The sequence below is a fragment of the Paraeggerthella hongkongensis genome (assembly GCF_003726035.1).
Lineage (GTDB): Bacteria > Actinomycetota > Coriobacteriia > Coriobacteriales > Eggerthellaceae > Paraeggerthella > Paraeggerthella hongkongensis.
In genome coordinates this window covers 54,712-72,936 of the sequence record NZ_QICD01000013.1, presented here as the reverse complement: position 1 = coordinate 72,936, position 18,225 = coordinate 54,712, and the positions used below count along the sequence as shown (strand labels likewise).

General features: G+C 52.2%; 17 protein-coding genes. 10 read left to right on the top strand and 7 right to left on the bottom strand.

Translation table 11 applies throughout. From position 1 onward, the window contains the following. Positions 1–365 precede the first annotated feature (365 nt). Together DMP08_RS07755 and DMP08_RS07750 are read right to left on the bottom strand one after the other, a co-directional pair. Entirely contained in the window at positions 366–1,766 is a 1,401-nt protein-coding gene (locus DMP08_RS07755) for a hypothetical protein (protein WP_148042342.1), read from the bottom strand. 189 nt (positions 1,767–1,955) lie between these two features. Beyond that, on the bottom strand, positions 1,956–4,187 hold the full coding sequence (locus DMP08_RS07750) for a YobI family P-loop NTPase (protein WP_148042341.1): 2,232 nt from the start codon (positions 4,185–4,187) through the stop codon (positions 1,956–1,958). A 510-nt stretch (positions 4,188–4,697) separates the two neighbouring features. On the opposite strand from DMP08_RS07750, the gene DMP08_RS07745 reads away from it, so the two are divergent. Together DMP08_RS07745 and DMP08_RS07740 are read left to right on the top strand one after the other, a co-directional pair. Continuing rightward, entirely contained in the window at positions 4,698–5,918 is a 1,221-nt protein-coding gene (locus DMP08_RS07745; RefSeq protein WP_123192355.1) for a site-specific integrase, read from the top strand. A 74-nt stretch (positions 5,919–5,992) separates the two neighbouring features. Then, on the top strand, positions 5,993–7,390 hold the full coding sequence (locus tag DMP08_RS07740; protein ID WP_123192354.1) for a Fic family protein: 1,398 nt from the start codon (positions 5,993–5,995) through the stop codon (positions 7,388–7,390). Between the two features lie 98 nt (positions 7,391–7,488). Here DMP08_RS07740 and DMP08_RS07735 read toward each other — a convergent pair whose 3' ends face one another. Then, positions 7,489–8,598: a helix-turn-helix transcriptional regulator gene (locus tag DMP08_RS07735; RefSeq protein ID WP_161555441.1), complete on the bottom strand. Its 1,110-nt coding sequence runs from the start codon at positions 8,596–8,598 to the stop codon at positions 7,489–7,491. Positions 8,599–8,796: 198 nt separating this feature from the next. Between DMP08_RS07735 and DMP08_RS07730 the strand changes: the two genes are divergently transcribed. From DMP08_RS07730 to DMP08_RS07705, 7 genes are read left to right on the top strand one after another with little or no spacing between them, the layout of a single operon-like run. After that, the gene (locus tag DMP08_RS07730; RefSeq protein WP_123192352.1) at positions 8,797–8,997 is read left to right on the top strand and encodes a hypothetical protein; all 201 of its coding nucleotides are present in this window, start codon (positions 8,797–8,799) and stop codon (positions 8,995–8,997) included. Beyond that, positions 8,990–9,190 (top strand): hypothetical protein, encoded by a 201-nt coding sequence (locus DMP08_RS12380; protein WP_148042340.1) that lies wholly within the window; start codon positions 8,990–8,992, stop codon positions 9,188–9,190. The genes DMP08_RS07730 and DMP08_RS12380 overlap by 8 nt, the downstream gene beginning before the upstream one ends. Further along, on the top strand, positions 9,177–10,043 hold the full coding sequence (locus DMP08_RS07725; protein WP_123192351.1) for a DnaB-like helicase C-terminal domain-containing protein: 867 nt from the start codon (positions 9,177–9,179) through the stop codon (positions 10,041–10,043). The genes DMP08_RS12380 and DMP08_RS07725 overlap by 14 nt, the downstream gene beginning before the upstream one ends. 24 nt (positions 10,044–10,067) lie before the next feature. Continuing rightward, positions 10,068–10,409 (top strand): plasmid mobilization protein, encoded by a 342-nt coding sequence (locus DMP08_RS07720; protein ID WP_123192350.1) that lies wholly within the window; start codon positions 10,068–10,070, stop codon positions 10,407–10,409. A 36-nt stretch (positions 10,410–10,445) separates the two neighbouring features. Next, positions 10,446–10,868: a hypothetical protein gene (locus tag DMP08_RS07715; protein WP_148042339.1), complete on the top strand. Its 423-nt coding sequence runs from the start codon at positions 10,446–10,448 to the stop codon at positions 10,866–10,868. After that, positions 10,861–12,753, top strand: a complete 1,893-nt coding sequence (locus tag DMP08_RS07710) for a type IV secretory system conjugative DNA transfer family protein (protein WP_161555439.1) — start codon at positions 10,861–10,863, stop codon at positions 12,751–12,753. Before DMP08_RS07715 ends, DMP08_RS07710 begins: the two co-directional genes overlap by 8 nt. Before the next feature lie 15 nt (positions 12,754–12,768). Next, positions 12,769–13,653, top strand: coding sequence for a relaxase/mobilization nuclease domain-containing protein (locus DMP08_RS07705; protein ID WP_123192347.1), 885 nt, complete (start codon positions 12,769–12,771; stop codon positions 13,651–13,653). Positions 13,654–14,505: 852 nt separating this feature from the next. Here the strand turns inward: DMP08_RS07705 and DMP08_RS07700 are convergent. Together DMP08_RS07700 and DMP08_RS07695 are read right to left on the bottom strand one after the other, a co-directional pair. Further along, entirely contained in the window at positions 14,506–14,868 is a 363-nt protein-coding gene (locus DMP08_RS07700) for a YraN family protein (protein ID WP_123192346.1), read from the bottom strand. A 275-nt stretch (positions 14,869–15,143) separates the two neighbouring features. Beyond that, entirely contained in the window at positions 15,144–15,995 is an 852-nt protein-coding gene (locus DMP08_RS07695; RefSeq protein WP_123192345.1) for a GIY-YIG nuclease family protein, read from the bottom strand. A 192-nt stretch (positions 15,996–16,187) separates the two neighbouring features. On the opposite strand from DMP08_RS07695, the gene DMP08_RS07690 reads away from it, so the two are divergent. Beyond that, a complete protein-coding gene (locus DMP08_RS07690) occupies positions 16,188–16,802 on the top strand; it encodes a restriction endonuclease subunit S domain-containing protein (RefSeq protein ID WP_148042338.1) in 615 nt (204 codons plus the stop codon). 168 nt (positions 16,803–16,970) lie between these two features. On the opposite strand, the gene DMP08_RS07685 is transcribed toward DMP08_RS07690, so the two are convergent. Together DMP08_RS07685 and DMP08_RS07680 are read right to left on the bottom strand one after the other, a co-directional pair. Continuing rightward, on the bottom strand, positions 16,971–17,897 hold the full coding sequence (locus DMP08_RS07685) for an IS3 family transposase (RefSeq protein WP_123192343.1): 927 nt from the start codon (positions 17,895–17,897) through the stop codon (positions 16,971–16,973). Beyond that, the gene (locus DMP08_RS07680) at positions 17,846–18,121 is read right to left on the bottom strand and encodes a transposase (protein ID WP_161555438.1); all 276 of its coding nucleotides are present in this window, start codon (positions 18,119–18,121) and stop codon (positions 17,846–17,848) included. Before DMP08_RS07680 ends, DMP08_RS07685 begins: the two co-directional genes overlap by 52 nt. Positions 18,122–18,225: the final 104 nt, after the last annotated feature.

Below are 18,225 nucleotides of genomic sequence, written 5' to 3'. Positions count from 1 at the left end.
AATGACGAGTATGCGAGTCAAATCAATATGTTGTGGTGTACCGATAGAGCGTAATGATGTACCGGTAGCCCCGTAACGGGTGCCGGTGAAATTTGGAACGATGTACCGATTTACCTGTAATAATCACAAGTCACAGAACGGGAGGAATTATGGCTCTGAAGGCGAGGGCCATCACTCAGTCAGCAAACGCGACTGCAGCACCTACTTTTGCAATCGAAGGCCTCCGCAAGAACGCCCCCAGTAGTGGCGAAAGGCTATCAGCCTTCAACATACATGGCTGCTTTTTTGTTCATGGCAATGTGATTCGACGCCTCGAAAAGAGGGGGTTGTAAAAGCTGAAAGATATCCATGCTGAAGCAGAATGCCTATACCAGTCTATTATTTTGCCTTTTATAGCCTAGTGATGAAACCAGAATACGACCTTCAGCATCAACCTCTTCTTTAATCGTTCCGCAAAAGCCCCTTCGTCTTAGGTATGCTAATAATTTCATATCATTTTCTGTGCGCAGTATTTTCGAACGAGGTCCATCGATAAGCTTTGTGTATTCTGAAAGATCAGCAGCAACAAATACGGATCGCACATCTCCCCTACTTATAATCCTACCGTTTGTGTCAAATTGCCATGCAATAAGCTGAACGGCTGCTGCTCTGCTTCCAGCCAATAAGCTTAATGACAATTTCAGCAAATCGGTCGAAAGCTCTGTTTCGTTTGCAAAAATCGTTTCTCGTCGTTCGACCACTTTGGCTGCCAAAACGCTACGGAACCGATCACTTGCAGAGCTGCAAAACTCAGAGAGCCGAACCAAATCTTCTTCATCAAAGTAATCTTCCACAATAGCGATATTTAGTTCTTCTGGATACGACTCATTCATTCTGACAGAGCCGTTGAACCCCTCCAGCAAAGTAATTTTCAAATCCGAAGTTATTTCAGGCTTCTCAAAAATCTCAAGGATCTCATCTTCTGAAAAGAGTGAGTTTCCTTCCTCGTCAACCTGCTCACCGGAAAGCACAATCTCCGCGTATGACTCGATGTCCTTTTCAACAAAGGACAAGACGGTTTCAGGATAATGCTCGCGCATAAATAGCAAGTTGTCATTATTGACGGGTATCGACCCAGCTTCAATTAAGATCTCGATTCTATACTCATTCAGATCTTGAATAGAAAAAGCATTGAATCTGGCTCCATATACATCCACAAGCTCACTGATTTTTACATCTGAAATACTGGAACATTTGATGGCAGATGCAAGAAATCCGCATCGCACCCCAAGCAGATCAACAGCCTTTTTGCTGTTCAGGTCTCTAGGGATGGGAAAGCTGTCAATATGATGCGCTAAACTGGCAGAAATTTTGTCTCCCGCTTTTCTATAATAGTTTAGAATATTTGAGCTACTTGATATGACGCTTTCACGTTCAAACAGCTTGTCCACGAACCGACTACTTTCAATCGGTACAATATTTTCAATCAAAACACAGTCGAGCCTATCGATATATTGCATAACGAGATCTTCATTCTCTGATAAGAGGTTCAGCAGCCAAACAATGGCAGCTTCTACATCTTCAAATCTTCCGTCATGATCCGTAAGCAGGGTTTCAAAAAAAATACTCGCTTCGGTCTCAACATGTCTTTTTAGAAGGCTATTCTCACATTGGAATATTCGTGTTACCAGAGTTGCTAGACCTTGTTCGGAATTCTTGTCGTCAAGCTGGGTTTGCAACATTTTGCAGGACAAAACGGCAGTAGGAATGTACGTATTTTTTGTCACTGCCTTGCGGCAACACAGTGGGCGAAAAGATTGCCGTCTGAAACAAGAGAGTCATTAGCGAAACGAGCCTCGGCAGATCCCCGATTCCTAAACGTACCTCCTGGTGATTACGCCTCAATGGCAGCCATGTTGGCAACAATAAAATACCGACCAACCGATTTGGACGTAACTAACGCTCATCCTAGTCTCCTAAAATTGGTCTATGAAAAAAACTGGTACTTTATCGTCCGAGTAATCCGAAGAAGCAACGATCACCTCAATTGCCTCGGGAAATTCACGATTGAGCGCGTCGAATAGTTCTGGAACATAGTGGGTAGAAATTGCGTAATTAAGAATGAAGTCATAATCTAGGTCACGTCTCACGCCAGCAAACAATGCATGGGCCTTAGCTGAATTGTTTTTGAGCAGTGCTCGAAGTAGAGTGTAGTTTCGAGCACAAGGCCGTTTTAGATGAGTCTCTGAAATGCGAAGAAGGGCGGTTTCTGGAGAGCTAAAGCTATATTCCGGATTACCTGGATTACCAAGCAAGATACTCATTATCATATCCATATCTTTTATAGACATGCTTTCTTGATAAAAAATGCTCATGTATCTACTATAAGATTCGTTAATCTTTCCATTCATAATAAAATATTGAATTACTGGGAATTTCGGATTAGCCATCAACGAAGCAAAGCTGTATTCTTCGAAATCAGCCGAACGGGCCAATCGCTCTGGACGCAAATCAAAAAAAGCGGAAGGGTCGTCTAATTCCTGTACCAATTGCGAAAGCTCGGTTCGTTCAAGATCGAGAATTTGGTTTTGCAAGGCTTGCACTTGAATTTGCCTTTTTTCGATTTCTTTGCTACTGCCTTCTTCCAATACACTTATTCTTTCGACATAGTCATCGTTGTCTTTTAGTTTTTCAACAAGTGCTTCATATACTTCTTTTCGCTGGGTATTCGATGTGATTGCCTCAATTACTTCTTGCGGATTTTGAATCGAATCGAACTGAATCGATGGAAAATAGCCCTGATAATTCTTTATTCTGTCGAAAGAACTTGCAACAAACAAGAGGTTGATTTCATCAATTGACAAGTGACGCCATGTTTCAATTGACGATATTTCTTTTTCGATATCTGCAATTTGCGCTTCTAACCCTTCTGATCGGTGTTGAACAAGCCATTCTTTGCCCGTAAGCAATGTGTGCAAAAAGCCTTTACCAACCTGCAACAGAGCATAATCGGAAGGAAATAGAGCCTTGTAGGCGACTAAAGACAATAGTCGTTCCATATCGCAGACGCCGAATGACTCATTTTTCTCAAACTGAAGGCATTCCTTTATCTGAGCAGACTCATTAACGATATCGCGAAGTATTCGGGGGTCATCTATGAAAAGGGACAACTCATATAGAAACTCATCACTGGCTTTCAACCCAACTTCAGACAATCCTTTGCGTATGACATCGAAAGCGTTATTGGGGTCAACGTAAGGGAGAACCACAACAATATAATCAAAAAACTTTGTTCTATCGCTTGGATCCAGTAGATCGTCTCTAACTAGATATATGAATCTGATAGGATGCTTTTTTTTCGAAAAGTTAACCAGCGTGTTAATTTCTCTAAGCTTCTCAAAGACGGTAACCTCCCCAAAACGATCCAGGTCTTCAAACACAAATGCATCGTATCCTGAGTTACCAACAAGGTACAAGATATCGTCCATATACTTGTCAAAAATTGAATCGTCGGAAGAGTTGAATATCTCAACTTCGCTTCCCATAAACTTAAAACGTCGAATAAACCTTGAGAAAATTTGATTGCGTATGCAAAAGTATAAGCCGACTATTAGCAAAACAAGCCAGACCACCGTCACTCCAACAACACAGCTTCTAATAGCTTGCTCATCGCCTACAGGTCCCCCACCAGCAATATTTTTTGCCAATATTACGGAGCATACGAAAAATAGAAAAAGACCGAGCGTTTTTATAATATCGAGGACACGGCTATTACGAATGCGCCTGAATCTGGACTTTGGGATTCTTTTTGAATCGATTTTTTGAATTAGTTGATTTAGAATTTTTCCTTCTATTTGAGACTCAGCGAAATTGGAAGGCTTTTCACCACACCCCGAATCGGCATCCACGCTCTCCTCAGAAATAAAATGAGCTAAAGAGATGTGTATGTATTTCCGTTGTGAGTCATATTTTTCCCAGGTTTCAATGATGCTGCTCTTTCCAGCCCCATAAGAGCCAGACAAAGCAAGGTTTTGTATGCTCTCACAGTCAAAGCAGTATTCCAACTCAGTGACATAGTGCTGCATTTTTGGCTCAGCAGTATTGAGAATGGCCGGAGAAAGCGGAAAACGGACGGGTTTTTGCTGACGACCGTCTTCAAGTCGTCTCCGAATCTTCGATACCAGAGATCGAGCCTTTACTACGCTCATTTGAACTCTCCAATTCAGCCCACAGCCCAGAATGTCCGTTGATCTACTGGATCATTATAATCCGATAGCGCGATCCGAAAAGCCTCGTTGGAATTGAACACTTAGACCAATCTGTAAGCAAAAGCCTACGACAGGTTTTGTCGGCATTCTGGCGGTTGACATGTCGGTTTCACCGACAAAAAAAGGTCAGGACCTAAGTCCTGACCTGCAATTTCATGGTCGCGGGGGCAGGATTTGAACCTACGGCCTCCGGGTTATGAGGTCTGAGAAACGGCATAATCCGAGTAAAACCGAATTCAAGATAATACAAAGTAATCGCAGTTCAAAGTACATATTTCATTTCCCTTTATTTCAGTTAGTTTCATCGTTCACACCCTATTCACCCCCAGATGGGTGTTTTGGGTGTGAATTTTGCGCTATAATCCTTTCGTCAATAGTTACTTGTTGGTTATCCCCTGACCCCCTTAAGGGGTCAGGGGATAACCAACAAGACAAGCGCAAAGGAAGCCCATGGTGCAAGTACGCGGCAGTGGCGTAATCGAGAAGGACAAGCGCTACAAAAACACTTGGAAGATCACGTGCTATCTCGGCGAAAAAGACGAGAAGGGACGCTATAAACGCGCTCCGAAGCGCACCATCCACGGCACCAAGGAAGACGCCCGAAAGGCGGTTGCGGAATACAAGGCCGAGCTGCAGGGAACCGCACCTGAGGGTCCTGGCGACATGCGCATCGGCGATTATGCGCAGCAGTTCCACGAGCTGCGTGAAGGAACCATGGCCTCCCCGCTTTCCTATAAGCGCGAGGCCCTCGACATCCGTTACATCAACGAGTTGTTCGGCAACATCAAGATCAAAGACCTGACGCCCGGTATGATTCGAAGCATCTACGCCAAGGCCCGCAAACAGAAAAAGCACTCCGAGAATGCGCTGCACAAAACCCACCAGAAGCTGCGTCAGGTGATGCAGGCTGCATACATGGATGAGATTATCATGCGCAACCCCTGCGACTTGGTGAAGTTCCCCCGCCCAAAACCGGCCGAGGAGCGCAGCAGCCTTACGCCAGAAGAGACGGCGCGACTGTACAAGTGCGCCTTCGAAGAAGGCGGCTCTCATGCGATCGGCCTTATGCTCATGATCACTACCGGCATGCGACGCGGTGAGATGCTGGGGCTTACCTGGAAGTACGTCGATTTCGAGACCAGCCAGCTATTCGTCGCCAACCAGTACGACGTTAGCAAGACCCTCCGCCCGCCGAAGACCTCGCAAAGCAGGAGGTGGATCTGCTTCAAGGGCCACATGGCCGAGGTTCTGGCAGAATGGAAGTGCACGCAGGCTGAAGAGCTGGCGGCAATCGGCATCAAGCAATCCGACTCCACGCCTGTATTCCAAAACAGCGAAGGCGACTTCATCGACCCGAACAACTACTCGCGCTGGTGGCGATGCTTCTCCGTTGATAACGGCTTCGGACGGTTCACGCGCGATGTGCGCACCGTAGAGGTTGACGGCGTCATGCGCCAGCGCGGAAAGGGCTATGAGGGGCTGAAGCTCCATGAGCTCCGCAATACGCAGGCAACGCTCATCCAGGCAAAGGTCAACCCAAAGGCAGCTCAGCATCGCCTGGGCCACACGCAGATGAGCCTTACCATGGACGTTTACGCCAAATCGCTCGACTCCGACGAGATTGCTTCAGCGGAAGCGATGGATGCGATATTGCGACCTGACGAAAATTAATCCCTCCTGCGAGTAAGGCCGATACCGCCCTGCTCGCATGGCGTAGAATTGCCGCAAAGAGAAACGAGGGCACCATGAGCCAACAGATGATAGCTGAGGTCACAGATTGTGACCTCAAAAGCGCAGTAGAAACCAGGAAGCCGAAAAGCTGGCTTAAGTCTGTGAGCGCGTTCGCGAATACCGTCGGCGGAAAGCTCATCTTCGGCATATCCAACGAGACCCATAAGGCCATCGGGCTCGATGATGCGCAAAAGGACGTCGAGGATATCACGCGCCTTATCAAGGACCGAATCGATCCACTGCCCGATTTTACCGTGGATGCCCAGAAGAAAGATGACAAAGATATAGTCATCGTTGCCGTGAAGCCCGGGATGAGCACGCCGTACTGCTATCGAGCAGATGGTGTGCGCGAGGCATATATCCGCATCGGCGACCAAAGCATCCCAGCTCCGGCCTACGTCATGAACGAGCTCATCTTGAAGGGAACCAACCGCACCTACGACGGCCTTGCCACCAGCACGGCATTCGAAGATGCGAGCTTCACCGTATTGCGCGCCACGTTCAAGATGCGCACGGACAGCAACTTCACTGACGGTGATTTCAGGTCATTCGGGCTGGTTGCGGCTGACAACGTGCTCACCAATGCTGGTGCGCTGCTTGCCGACGAACCGCTCATCCGCCATTCCAGGCTGTTCTGTACGCGATGGACGGGCCTGAACAAGGATGATGCCCAAGACGATGCCGAGTTTTCCGGAAGCCTCCTTCTCTTGCTGCGCGAGGGTGAGGCATTCATCAAGCGCCACAACCGCGTCGCGTGGGAAAAGACCGCCAACGACCGCATCGACAAGCCGAGTTTCGCCGAGCGCGCGGTAACCGAGGCTTTGGTCAATGCGTTCATCCACCGCGACTACCTGATGCTGGGCAGCGAGGTTCACATCGATATCTACGATGACCGCTGCGTCATATCCTCGCCGGGAGCCATGTTCGACAACGGAACCCTTCCCGCCAACCCGGCAAAAGACCCCATCGAGAGCAGGCGCAGAAATCCCATCCTGGCCGACCTCTTCCAACGCATGGGATACATGGAGCGTCGTGGCAGCGGCTTGCATAAGATATGTGAGATGACCGAGATCCAGGACAACTTCAAACCTGAGTTCTTGCCCACCTTTGAGGCGGTCGCTGGGGGATTCCGTGTCACGCTTTGGGACATGAACTACACGAGCACCGACCAAGTCAGCACCCAAGTCAGCACCCAAGTCAGCACCCAAGTCAGCACCCAAGTCGAAAAGCTGATGGAAGCTCTTGGGGACGATGAGCTGTCATCAACCGAACTGCAAGCTAAGATGGGATTCAGCGAACGCCGCAGCTTCCAAAAGAACTACCTGAACCCCGCTCTCGAAGCTGGCGTTATCGAGCGTACTATTCCCGACAAGCCCAACAGCAGGCTGCAAAAATACCGCCGTGCGGTTTAACGCGCTGCCATGTAAACCGAAAGCGCCCGAACGGTGGATATCCCACCTACCCCCGGCGCTTTCCCTGCGTCCTGCGACCTGCGTCATTGGTCATCTACTTACGCCCGAAGGAAGCCTCGCTCGAACCTATCGTCGTACGGGTCAAAATCACTTTCCATGCCTTCTATCTTACGGTGGCCTGGCTTAATCTCAGTGGAATGGTACCTATAGCGACTCTCATATAAGCCCCCTTGAGGGTCGTACTTGTCTTTCCATTCCTGGAAGGATGAAACCTCATCCCAGCCAGTGCTCTCGTATTCGCCATTCAGCGCTCCGCACCACTCGTCGATCGCGCGCTCAACGCCGCCGCCAGGAAGAACGGTCCTCAGCATAGGATTGCCGTCGATTACTGCGGGAACCAGGGCCCTTTCCCCAGCAAGTTGGAACATCGCATGCGCGGCCTGCACAGGCGTCCCGTAGTTGAAAAACGTCAACGCGCCGCGTGTTATGCCTAACGATGAAGCGATCTCTGTGAGAGCCGAGACGCGCGGCAGTCGCCGCCCGCGCTCATAGCTTCTATAGACGCCTTCCGACAGACCAAGGGACGAAGCAAACTCGCCCTGCGTTTCGCCACGCTGGTTTCGCAGCGTCAGCAGCTTAGAGCCAAAGCAGTACGGCTCCCATGGCTCAATCAGCGAGTATGTGATGCCCTCATCCTCTGATGCAAAGCGATCAGGGAAATCGCACGGATCGAAGTCGTTGTAGAAGGAATCCTTCCATAATTCGTACCTCTCATGACTCAGCACCCCCTGCTTCAGCAACTCAAACTGGCTGGTCCACTCTTTGAGAAAGCGCTCCATGAACGCATTGTCAGGAACGAGCGCAGCAAACCTTATGTCCTTATACGGTGAAAGACCATATGTTTCACCTAGCTGAAACAGCGCATTGGCAAGGATGGAACCCGCACTGAAATCGTACAGGTGCAGGCACTCGGGCCGAACGCCAAAGGCTGCCGCCAGCTTCTGGATATGCTCTTCTTTGGGAAGGGCCTTCATGAGCTCGTAGTTTCTCACTGCAGCTTCGGTCACGCCCATCCGCTTCGCAACTTCCGCCTGCGTCAGATGGCAGCGGTTGCGCAGCGCGCGGATCTTCTTCGACATCGCGGAGGTCTGCAGAAGCTTATCCGCGCGCTTGTCCGCAAAATCACGGAACGTGCCCTCAATATCCATGAGCTGGACCCCTCCCATAATGCGAACAGCGAAACTCGGTCGAAAATCGATTTGCTAAGTATAACAGAAGATAATTGTTGCACATACAGAAGAAATCTGTTACGCTTCGCAACAGAAGAGAACTGTTACGGTTAAACGGGCAAGCCTGACGATACCGCAGTTATCTCGAGAGTTCGCTTTTCGAAAGGAGTTAGTCAAATGAAGCTAGCAGAACCCGCCCAATACTTCTGGGGTGTCGAGGATGTGATGAACGCCTTGGATGTATCGAAGCCGACCGCGTACAAGATCATGGAGGAGTCTGGCTGCCTAGCTCCCCTCAACCGCCGCAAGCGCGTGCGCGTCGATACCTTCCTCGATTATCTCTCGCCCTCACCGCACGGGGGTGAGCACCGTGAGTAGCTATTGGCAGCAGCTCGAACGGGAACAGCGCCTGCTCGAACGACACGACATGGCCAATGCACCTGATTCCTTGCAGCTATTAGAGCTGATGGACAGCGTATTCAATCGCATCGCCGCCCTCGAGCGCGCCCTGGGATTGCAGAGCCATCAGACCCGTCACGGTTGGCAGGTGACGCGCGATGATGCCCGCTAGCCATTTTCCGCTGACCTCGTGCAACGAGATGCTAGAGGATTTGGATGCATTGCTGGCAGCGCAGCAGCCGCCATGCCCGACTGGCATCGCTCCGCTCGATGAGGTGCTCAACGGCGGCCTCAACGACGAGCTGGTCGTCATCGGCGGCGTTCCCGGCGCTGGCAAGACCGACCTTGCCATCAACCTCACGGCAGCCATCGCGCAGCTTCGCCCCGTCATCTACGTGTCGTTCGAGTTGCCGAAGAAGCAGCTGTTCCTACGCCTGCTGTCATGCACCGCCGGCAAGGCCGACAGCACGCGTGCGCTAACCGAGCAGCAGATTCGCAACAGCCCAACCAACATGGAACTTACCCAGCGTCTTGCCTGGACAGCCAACAACCTGTACTCGATTGGCAACAACATCATGTTCGCCGATGCGGCAGCGCAGGCCATCGAGGTCGAGAAGTTCCTGACGGTCGAGGACCTGCGCGCGGTTGTGGCTACTCAAAAAGCGGTGACAGGGGTGGCACCTGCAGTGGCGATCGACTACCTGCAGGAGTTCACGGCCGGCAACGACCATGGAACCACGTCAACCGACACGCTGGATTACCTTGCGCGTCACCTGGCCGCCATGGCCCACATCGACGAGACGCCCGTCATCGTCTTGTCATCGATGGCAAAAGATGGCAGCTTCCGTGGCAGCGCGCATATCTCCCATGCCGCCGACATCGCCCTGGTGATCAAGCCTTCTGCATCAAACAGCGCGCTTATGGCATCCAAGCCCATCGACGTCGAGGTGGCCAAGAACCGCTCCGGACGCTCGGGCATGACCATCCAGCTTTCCTACACGCCAGAGCTGCACTTGTTCAGCTGATGGCTTCTCGCAGAAAGGACCGCTATGTCGAACATGAACCGCATCAACATCCGCGTCACCCCCAGCGAGTACGGCCGAATCGCATCACGCGCCAAGCAGGCGGGGTTCTCCATTTCCGAGTACCTGCGCCGCACGGCACTGCACGAGCGCGACGGGCCCACGATCATCGTTGACGACGACGTGCTCAAGGACATGCTGCGCAACCTGAAGGGAGCCGCTACCAACGTGAACCAGGTCGCCTACGTCGTCAATTCAAGGCACAGGCCCGAGGAGCTTCTCCCCGAGCTACGCCGCTCGCTTGCGTGCATCGAAGCAAGCTCAGAAGCGATCACAAAACTTATAACCGACGCGCGAAACAGCATCTAGCTGCGCGCAGATTGGAGCCTTAAAATGACCGCAAACATGCATCTCGCAGAAATCGCCAACCGCGATGTAGTTGAGTTTCCCGACGAATGGTTCGTCATCAACCCCGAAAGCGCAGCGACAGCGCATAGCGCGCACGTTGTCGAAGTAAAGCACGGAGCACGCTACAACGCCCCGCATTTCCTCTACTACTGCATGGGCGATGCGATTTCAGCCGAAGAGCACGACCTCATCCGCAAGACCGCCGCTTCCATGTGGCCCAAGCTCTACCACATCATCGATATGGAGGTTGAGCCGGTTTACGGCGACGATGGCCGCATCGATAACCTGCATGAGGTAGCCGATGCTCCCTGCGTTGGCGTGTTCAAGCTCCCCGACCTGAGCGACAGCCCCTACGAAGACTATCCCTTCGATGCTAAGGTCATCCGCGCTCCGAAGGCGATTGGCAGCGGGGATGAATAAGTTCCAGAAGCTTGCCATCGATGCGGTGCTGGTGCTTGCCCTTGCGGTAGCGCTGGCACCCTTCGGGGTGCCTGTTCTCGTCAGCTTAAGCGCAAGGCAGCTGCCGACGATTCCCGTCGTCGAAGCGTTTTTCAAGGGCGGCGACCCGTTGGGTGCCTACCTTGGCTCCCTAGCAGTGCTTTTCTCATCCTTCTCGAACCTGGGCGCACTTCTTGCCTGGGTGCTAGTATCCTCTTGCATGCTCGCACTAGCCCTTCTGTATAACCGGGCAAAGCATCCGCCGCGTGAGATCGATGGCGGCATTCTGGGGAAACAGCAGGCAATTACCAGCAAGGCGAAGATCGCAAGCATGAACTGCGCCTGGAACGGCGAAGGCAAGCCCGCCGAAGGCGTGGCACTCGGCACTATCCATGGAAAATCACTAATCATCCCCTGCATCCATGCTGCCATCTGCGCACCCAGCGGGGCGGGCAAGACGCGAGGCAGCGTTTACCCAACCATCGACGCCCTGACCTTCGCCAAAAACAACAACCTCCTTGTCACCGACCCCTCGTTGGAGATCTTCATCACGACGAATACGTGCCTGCGGTCGCGCGGCTACAACGTAGCCCTTCTCGACCTCGAGAACCCCCGCCAGGGCTTTCGGTTCAATCCCCTCAAGCTCATCTCCGACCTCTACGCTTCGGGCGACGAGCCGAGCGCTGAAGCGCGTGCCCGCGAAACGGGTGCCGTGCTCTTCCCTTCGCAGGGAAACGAAAACGACATCTTCGTGAACGCCGCCGGTGGCGTGTTCAGCGCAACTGCATACGTCGTTTCCACCCATGAGGATATCCCCGATGCTCAGCGCCATATCTGGAGCGTCGTAAAGACGATTCTCGAGGGAACAGTGAGCGGCGCAGCCGTTATCAAGGATTGGCTTCGCTCTTTCGGGGCAGACAGTCCGGCACTCACCATGGCTGCGACGTTTCTTTCCTCTGAGGGAAAGCTCGAGAGCTCTATCCTCGCTTCGTTGCATGACGGCCTTCAGCCGTACACGAGCATCAACATGCGCTGGCTGTTGTCAGCATCCGAGATCGACATCGACGCCATTTCCAAAACGCAAAGCGCAGTGTTCATTCACACGCTAGGCCCCGGTTCCCCGACGAATCGAATAGCAGCGCTTTTCTTTGCGCAGCATTGGGCGGAGACGCAGCACTTGGGGAAGCGGCGCAACCTTCGCCCCTGTTGGGTCATCGGCGACGAATGGCATAGCGTTCCCCGCTTCGACCTCGTCCACGCCATTGAGAATGCGCGCAAGTACAGCCTCCATTACGTCATGTACACGCAGAGCTTTTCCGGCTACGACCAGTACAAGACCTCGAAAGAAGACGGCAAGGACGCCATCCTGGCAAACTGCGACGCGAAGGCCCTCTACCGCGCCGGAAGCGACCTTGATGCGCGCTACTTCGAGACGCTTGGCGGGCATAAGACCGTCAATACGCGCAACACGGGGCAATCTAAGGGCGGTACGGGAAGCACTAGCAGCAACGAAGGGTTCTCGGAACATGAGGTTCCTGTATGGCCCGTAGGAGACATTCTGGAGCGCAATCCTTTCAAAGATGGCGTGCTGGTGGTGCGAAGCGCGTCAAGCGGCAATCCGGCGGGTAAGTTTGAAATCCCCATGTGCGAGGTCAGCAAGACCTTCACGGCAAAGCACTTCGGCACTTTGGGGAGCAAGGAGTTCGAGCGTGCCGTCATCTCGAAATCGTTAGACCAGATTGAAGCCGAAGCCAGCAAGAAGTCGATTGAAGTTACTGCTTGGACACCTGACTTCAATGCCTCGAAAACCGACGAAATGCGTATCGAAGAAGTCGCAGAAGACGAGTTCGCTGCGTGGGATGAATAAAGGTGGGTGTTGGCGATGACAGCGATAAAGCAAGTGAGCGTAACGACCGCAGGGCATGCCAGCAATCTGGGCAAGTACCTCAACGATGAGCGCGCCCTTGCGCGCGGGTCGCAGAACCTGTCGAACGAAGAGAAGTGGGAGGCTGAGATGGCCCGCACGCGCGCTGCTTACGGCCATGACGCGCCGAGCCGGGCAGGTGCCGCCAACACCGTGATGTATCACCAGGTTCTTGGATTCAATCCAGACGAATGCTCCTGCAACGGCGGAAAGATGACGCCAGAAAAGTGCATGGAATATGCGAAGGAATATGTCAGCACGCGCTATCCCAACCAGGAGGCGGTTTGGGTGTTGCACCAGGAGCACTGCGCAGCCGACGGAACCGACCGCTACGCCGTGCATATCGGCATCAACCGCACCGACTTGGAAACGGGCAACCGCCTGAACGAAGGCCGCAGCAAGAATGCCAAGATCGAGCGTGCAAATGCCGTACGCGACATGGATCGCAAGCATGGCCTAGCGCAAATGCGCGAGGGAGAGCGCAACAGCCGCGTTCACGCTCGCCAGCCCTCACGCGCCGAAAAGGAGATGGCAGCCCGTGGTGTTCGCAGCGATAAGAGCTATATGCGTGATGCCATCCGCGCCTCGGTGTCCGAGGTGAAGGCACAGCCTGAAACCGCCAACAAGCCGCGTGCGTTGGCGCAGGCGCTTGGCGCCAAGGGCGTGAAGATGTCCGTGACGGAGAACGGCAAGGATTTCTCGTTCGAGCGCAAGAGCACCGGCACCAAATGCCGGGGATACAAGCTCGGTCGTGGCTACAGCATGCCCGGTATCGCCAAAGGGCTTGGCATCAATGCCGCTCGCTTCATGGTGCGCAGCATGGATGAGGGGCTCGAGCGATAAACGTACTAAACAGCGTTGAGGGCAAAGCACCGCCTGGGTTCAGGGGCCCGGGCGGTGCTTGATTTTGCCGCAGGAACCACGTCGCGAATGCGGCGCGGAAGCCTAGCGGTTGGCGCAGGCAGACCCACGTGCAGCAGGTACGCGGAAGCTGGCGAGCAGGCCCCACAGGGCAAGATTGTAGGTACGTACAAACCGACCGAAGGACGATTTGTACGTACCTACACACATCTTGCAATCACTGTGAGCAGCGGCAGATGCGTACCAGGGAAACGCGACGTCACCAGAGCGATTCCCGCCGTGCTCATCTGCCATGCTGCGAGAGCCGACCAGTCGGTGACAGGGTGCCAGTGGCACGCTTCACCGATGGATGGCGGCGTGAGCGAAGGCGGAGGCAAAGGTGCCAGTGGCACGTTTGCCGCAGACGCAGCGAGAGCGAAGCGCAGGCGGACAATCCAGCGAATTGTCCGCTGTAGCGTAGCGGCGGTTGCCGCCGATAGGGCGGCAACCCTTGGCGGAACGCCAAGCTGGCGGCCGAGGTGAGGCTTTCCACTTCGGTTGGCCGAACTGCAGACCCAACTTATCTGCATGAGGGTGTTCGTGGTGGGAAGGATCATCGATGCCGGCTGCATGACGATGACGCAAACGGGGGTCATGGCGCGCTAGCCGTCATTACCGTCACAACCGTCACCGGAAGCACGGAATAGGGTTTTCAAAGGGCCAAGCCCTTTGATGCACATGGGGTTTGGGGAAGCGTGCAATCGCTTCCCCAATGCACGCGTGGCAGTAGCGAGCATGAAAAAAGCCCGCAACCCGTGAGGGCTGCGGGCTCGCACCCGGTAGGTGCCAGGAGGGTTAAACCTCCGTGGTGCCGGAATCGCTCAATGCCGAGCGGTGGTGGCGGAGTAGTGCCCTGGACTCGCCTAGGATGAGCATGCTCACGACGTCGAAGCGGACGCTGCCTTCGGGCAGGTCGAGGTTTGCTGCCAGGTAGGCGGCTGCCACGCGTTCGAGCGACTTGCGGTTTACCTTCTCAGCGGGGATGTCGCTGCCGCCTTCGGCGATCCTGGTGGTGACGAAGACCAGGTCCTCGCCATCACGGGCGATGAGGTCGATGCTGTCCTTGCCGTGCGCCCAGCCTTCTTCGATGATGTCGAAGCCGCGACGGGTAAGGTAGGTGCTGATGCCGCGCATTGCCTTGTCGTTGATGGTTTCCATGATGTGCCTCCTGAGCTTTTGTGGCTGCTCCCTTTGAGCGTGCCTTGTGGCTCGGATGAACGCGTGGGTTCTGGCTGGTATGCAAGGGGGAAAGTGAAACCCTTAAGGGCATGAGCTTCTCAAAGTTTTGCGCGTTTTGAAACTTTGAGAAGGTTTTCACGGCCCTTGTGTACGCGACAGGTTCCATGCGAACGTATGAGACTAAAAGGAATGCCAACGGGCGTAGACGCATTTCAGGAGGTAATGGAAACCTACGAAAAGGCTACAAGCTATAGCTACCCTTGAACGCTTGCACGTGTCTCATTGTCACGAAGAGAAACGCCATGGCCATCGACCCACTTTTGCGGACCGCTAACGTTGTAACCCAAGATTACAGCAGCAGCGGCAGAAGAAGAACCGAACAGTTGATCTTTCTGCAAAATGTAATTCGCATCTACCACTTGATCGTCAAAAAGTTTTTCTCGCAAAGCCAAGTAACCATTTCCCAATGAGGGCGACACCTCTGGCCCGAACGTAGCGCCAGCGTAAACAACAAATCCGTCCGACGTCACATCCCCTTGAGCGTTTGCCTTTCCGACTTTCAGAGAGTAGCTTGGGCTGGTTTTGTCCTGGATGTTTCGTTGAGCAACAGGTTCAAATATCTTCTGACCCAGGACACCAGTCATTAATTGAATATCATCCAGCAGCTCTTGCATGTCGGCCTCATCATTTTCAGAAAGCGACGCCGAGGGGGAGCTCATTCCGTTATCTAACTCGTATCGACCAGCAGACTGCGCCTGCTTGATAAGCCTATCTTCAAGATAGCGAACATGCGCCTTGTTGAGTTTATTATCGGACTTTACGAATAGTATAAATTCAGTCCAAAAATCTTTCCCGTCATTGAGGTGCTGACGGACCCTTTTCATGCCGTCTTCTGCCTCACCAATATAGGCTAATGGATCACCATCATCATTTTGTCCAAAAAGAATGTATACCCCTGAGGAACCAAACTCGGGACGGCTTTCATAACCGCCAACCAACTGCTGTCGGGACATACGATAAGCAACCAAAGTCCTATTGGAGAACTCGCCCTTCCAACAGCCCGTAGCGTTTCCATCAATTAGTAATAGGTTGATGCTTCGTTTCATATTATTCCCACCTGAGCATATTTTGCGTTGTCTTGTTGATGTCTTAAATATAATTATTGTATCCCAAGGCAGATATTATTGTGTTAGCTGCTTTTGTCTCTGCTTATGCAGCTAAATGATTATTTAGCTGAGTATCTTAAGTCTTACGCGAAACGGTTATACCGCGAATACGAGCGAGATGAAGGTGCGGATTTGCCCGAAGGCTGGCGTCGGACGACCATTGGCGAGATATCCGAGATGGTGTGCCGGGGCATAACCCCCAAATACAACGACGAATCCGATGAGATAATTCTTGGCCAAACCTGCATTCGAGACAATCTGGTTCTACTCGAGAATGGTCGTTTGCATGCGCCGAAGAAAATTACCGAGAAGTGGCTTAAGAAGTATGACTTACTGATCAACTCGACGGGTGTCGGCTCGCTTGGAAGGACCGCTCAAGTTTGGTTTGACCCTTCGAAGTTCGTTGTCGACTCCCACGTCACCATCGTTCGCGCAGCTGACCCGAGACGTGCTCTTTACATGGGATTCTGGGCGTTTGAACACGAGTGTTATATTGAGTCTCTCCACACCGGAAGCACTGGCCAAACGGAATTGCCTCGCGATCACGTGAAAGCAATTCGCCTCGTGCTTCCCAGCGATGTAGAACTCGAAAAGTTCAACGCCGTTGCGCAGCCAGTAGTTGAGCTGATTGTCGCAAATCAAGAGGAATCGAAACGATTGGCTGAACTGCGCGACACGCTATTGCCTAAGCTTATGTTGGGCGAGATAGACCTTTCTAATGTGCAATTTAGGAGTGAAACCCCATGAACGATATTCCGCGAATTATTGATCTTGTTTCTATTGAGCTTACTGGTAGTGAGTTTCGTACGGAGCAAGAAACCGCATTAAGACAAAAGCTTAAAACTGAATCCTTCGCGGTAATGGTACGAGGGCAGCATTCGATTGGACTTCCCCCGCTTTTGTTGACGCATTACCTTAAGCGGAAATCGCTCGTTCTTGCATCATAGCCTCGAACTCTATAGGGCTCAAGTTTCCCAGTGCTGAGTGGATCCTTAGTTTGTTGTAAAAGGTCTCGATGTAATCGAATATCTCTAGCCTCGCATCATCTCTGGTCTTGAATGTCTGCCTATGCACACACTCAACCTTGATCGTCGACATCAAAGATTCCGTTATTGCATTATCCCAAGGAGACGATATGGCACCCATCGATGGCGTGATGTCGTATCTTCTCATGGTTCTTCCCAATAGCAGCGACTTATATTGACTCCCGTGGTCTGAGTGATGTATGAGTCCTGGATCAGGTTTTCTTCTGGTAACTCCCATTTCTAGAGCATCATCAACAAGCGTCGCTTCCATGGTATTGCCCATCGACCAGCCGACAACTAATCTTGAGAATACGTCAAAGACAAGGGCTAAATAGAGCCACCCTTCATAGGTCTTCACGTAAGTGATATCGGCAAACCAGACTCGATTCGGCTTGTTAGCAAAAAAGTTACGCTTTACAAGATCGAGTGTTTCATCACTTCTTTCAGGCGAGGGAGTGCTTCTGTGCCTTTTCTTGGACTTTGACACTCCGCAGATATCATACTCTCGCATAATCCGTTCAACTCTTTTCTTCGATGTACGGACGCTGTTGCGTTTAAGCATCGCATGTATACGAGGGGCACCGTAGATGCCACGGGATTCTCTATGTATCTCGACTATGAGTTTCGCAAGTTCTGTATCTCGCGATTCATGGTCAGATAAAGTTCTATTCTTCCAAGCATAGTAGCCTGACCTGGTAACCTTCATCACTTTGCAGAGAATGGAGACTGAATGATTGCCGCGTTCTTCGTCGATGAAAGCAAAGATCACTTTCTTCTGTCTGCCTCCCTCACAAAGAACGCGGCGGCTTTTATCAATATTTCGTTCTCTTCTTTGAGCCGCTTGATCTCTGTTTCTGCCTGCCTGAGTCTTTCGCGTTCTGCGATATCAAGTGAGCGAACATTTTCGTCATACTTCCGAATCCAGGCTCTTAAGCTCTCAGGTGCAACCCCGATGCCTTGAGCGGTTTTCACAACGCCAATATCTCTTGATTTGTAGAGCCGGACGGCCTCTCGTTTAAATTCCTCAGTGTACCTTGCCATTGCCTTTCCTTTCCGAAGTAGCATCATGCTACTCTAGAATCAGGCGTCCACGAAAGCGGGGGAATTTCAGATTGCTGCAGGGGCTGGTTTAAGTCAAAGCCTGG